Here is a 2,874-nt window from a genome sequence, read left to right on the forward strand (position 1 = left end):
TCATATGTCTGTTGTCTTCCTGACGAAGGTCAGGATCTCTTACCCAATAGCATTTATGATTTATGGGGGTTTAATTACCAACATCAATAGACCCCGTTAGTTTTAAGACACAGTAGTGTTAGTGACTAGCTGAACATCCGACTTTCGTTTTAAGGCTTTGCTAAAGACTCGCCGTTTTAACGTTACCTGTAGCATTATAAAAACCAATATCGCTTGAATGCATACCGTTACCACTGAAATTGTCCACATCGTTGATATCGTCAGCGCTTGTTGGCTGAGATAAAAAAACAGTAAACAACAAAAACTACCGATTCGGATACTTGTACCAAGTAAAGACGGCCAAGTATTGCCAAATGCTTGAAACATGGCAGAGGCAGAAAATACAATTCCAGCGGGCACAAAATTAAAGCCAATAAAACTTAAAAAGTTGTTGCAGCTCTTATCACTTGTGGGTCATCACTAAAAGCTGTGAAAAAAATATGTGGTACTACAATACAAGGAATAGAGATCAATAACATTAATGTGATGGTTATTAGCATGGTAAATTTATAGGTGACATACACACGTTTTAATTTACCTGCTGCATAGTTTTGGCCTGCAATAGCGGGCGCTGCAAAAGCGATAGCCAGTACGGGTAGAAACAATGATTGCATAATGCGGCTGCCTAAACCAAACCCAGCTTGCTCATGTGCGCCAAAGTCAGCTAATACCCAATAAATCACAGCCATATACAAGAAGGTAAGCATAAATTCGCTGCCAGCGGGTACACCAACTTTGAGCAAGTTTTTAAGGGTAGGCCAATCTGAGCGCATGTCAGCAACGCGTAATTGCAATGTCTTTTTATTATTTTTTAAATACAACATGCTAAGCAACAGAGCAATAATGGCGGCAATGGAACTGGCCAACCCGGCACCGCTCACACCCATGGGAGTGAATACACCAACCCCAGTAATCAAAATAGGCGATAGTATTGCATTTATGATCAGAGCGAACATTTGCATCATCATAAATGGTTTTACTAATCCCGCACCTCGCATTGAAGCCATGATGGCTGTTAATACAAACTGCAAAGCGATGGAAGGTAAAAACCAGTAAAAGTAATCAATACACGCTTGATAAGTAGCGTTATCTGCGGCTGTCGCTAAAAAGTAATTGTCTGAAAAACCATAACCAACAACCAAGCTTAACAAAGTGGCGAGCACACTATAAAACATTGCATGACTATATATTTTGTTGGCATGCTGTTTGTTTTTGCGACCAATGGCATGGGCAATCAAAGTGGCACAGCCCACATTAAACACTTGTGTTAGTGCCATCACAAAAAAGAATAAATTACCTGCGGTACTAACACCAGCCAATGCAGTTTTGCCAATATGGCCTACAAAGTATAAGTCAATAATAAAATAGAGTGTTTGTATTAACATGCCCATGGCGATGGGCAGCGCCATACTGATAAAATGTTTTTGTATTGGGCCTTTTGTTAAGTCTTGCATTTATGTCCTTGATTGATATTACAGACAAACAGCGTAACGAAATATAAACGCATAAGCATGATTCAAATTGCGTTTTATGACGTGATTTGTCTGAATAATTATCTGCAGTAATTCTGCCACTATATAACAATTCTTATTGTGGTACACAGTTGAAGGGGGTGATGTTAAGTGTGTTATTTGAGCGTTTAAAGGTGGTAGCAAATAGTTTGTTTTGTCCGTTGGTGGTGCTAAGTTAGTTAAATTAAGTTGGTAATGGATTTGAACGATTGACTTTAAAAAATTCTCGAACATTAGGTTATTGTATTGCAGTATTAGCTATGTTATTTGCATGGGATTTGGCAAATGGTGAGCTCGAGTTTTATGATATCGCCCAAGATAGTGTCAATAAAGTAGCGCTGCTAGATGGCAGCGAAGCTGCTGATAAATTAAAGGTGAGTGAAAACCTGCAATCTCAAGTACAGTTACCGATTCAACGGGTGGAGCGCTATTGCAATATGGATGGTTTTATTAACCGTCAGCAAGCGCGTTCTAAACAAAAGCTAGGGATGTTAGGACCAGAATTTAAAAATATACAACATAAATTTAGTGCTCAGGGTGCGCCAACAATCATGCTATCTATTTATTATACGAGCTTAAAAACATCCGTGTTCGATGCTTTAATTACACGTTTGCATACGGTGCATGGTATTTACGCACAGTTGATTGCTAGTAGTAATAATAAGGTAGTGAATGTGAATTTAGTTATTTTATCTAGCCGGGCTGATTATGAAGATTACACGTCGCGATATGGCTTTGACCCACGAACTAGCCAAGGTGTGTTTTTTCATGGCAGTAACTCCGCATTTGTTGAGTATAAGAGTGATCCGCAAGTTGTAAAAACGGCGGTACATGAAGCAATACATGCTATGAATTTACGTTTAGTGGGTTTAACACCTAGATGGCTTAACGAAGGCATGGCACAGTTATTTTCAGCAGTAGAGTTTAAAAATGGACAGTTAGACTATGAGACTGAAGGAAAAAGCTTACTTACTGAACCATATGATATCTATGCATTATTAGCTTCTGAGTCTCAGTGGGAGAGCATAGATACAAACCTCTTGTATTACAGTGGTTGGTCGTGGCTGAGCTTTATGATGGCTCAGCCTCAAGGTGTTAACACATTAAAAAAGCTATTAAAAAAAGAGGGGGCTAACCCCTGTGATGTGCTCAATAGCGACGACACTTATCAGGTATTACAAAATGCGTTTCCTACTTTTGAGCAAGCATTTTATGATTGGCGACAAGCTATAAAAAGAGCGATTAACGCCTCTGAAAATTAACTTGTTTTCATGGTTTGTTTTACAGTGAGTGGTATTTTACTTGCAGGTAATTATAGGCCTAC

General features: G+C 39.0%; 2 protein-coding genes. One reads left to right on the plus strand and one right to left on the minus strand.

Features of this window, described 5'->3' with window-relative positions; all coding sequences use genetic code 11:
* Positions 1-419 precede the first annotated feature (419 nt).
* Positions 420-1,493: an MATE family efflux transporter gene (locus SANK73390_RS20005; protein WP_462768103.1), complete on the minus strand. Its 1,074-nt coding sequence runs from the start codon at positions 1,491-1,493 to the stop codon at positions 420-422.
* Between the two features lie 266 nt (positions 1,494-1,759).
* Between SANK73390_RS20005 and SANK73390_RS20010 the strand changes: the two genes are divergently transcribed.
* Positions 1,760-2,812, plus strand: coding sequence for a hypothetical protein (locus SANK73390_RS20010; RefSeq protein WP_462768104.1), 1,053 nt, complete (start codon positions 1,760-1,762; stop codon positions 2,810-2,812).
* Positions 2,813-2,874: the final 62 nt, after the last annotated feature.

Source organism: Pseudoalteromonas sp. SANK 73390, from assembly GCF_054966645.1.

Excerpts from the sequence above, each read along its gene's own strand:
- SANK73390_RS20005 (WP_462768103.1), bottom strand. The coding sequence starts at position 1,493 with ATGCAAGACTTAACAAAAGGCCCAATACAAAAACATTTTATCAGTATG.